Annotated in this window: 1 protein-coding gene; it reads right to left on the bottom strand. The window is 47.6% G+C overall.

Features of this window, described 5'->3' with window-relative positions; genetic code table 11:
• Positions 1-208: S41 family peptidase (locus HJW02_RS13740; RefSeq protein ID WP_243760044.1), on the bottom strand; the 208-nt coding region annotated here is incomplete at both ends.

Here is a 208-nt window from a genome sequence, read left to right as displayed (position 1 = left end):
AGTGCCGATCCCGTAGTCCTGGACAGCTCCGGCAAAGATCTCAGCAGCGCTGGCGCTGTTGCCGTTTACCAAAACAGCTAGGGGAACATCCATGTTCGTGCCCTTACCGGATAGGTATTCTTCTTTCTCTCCATTTTTATCTTCTGTATATACAATCAGTTTCTCCGGCGCTATATTGTTAAAGATGTCACATACTGCTGTGAGAAGC

The sequence above is a fragment of the Akkermansia sp. GGCC_0220 genome (assembly GCF_017566105.1).
Taxonomy (GTDB): Bacteria; Verrucomicrobiota; Verrucomicrobiia; order Verrucomicrobiales; family Akkermansiaceae; genus Akkermansia; species Akkermansia massiliensis.
Note: the sequence above shows the minus strand (reverse complement) of the source record. Positions and strands in the feature narration are given on the sequence as shown.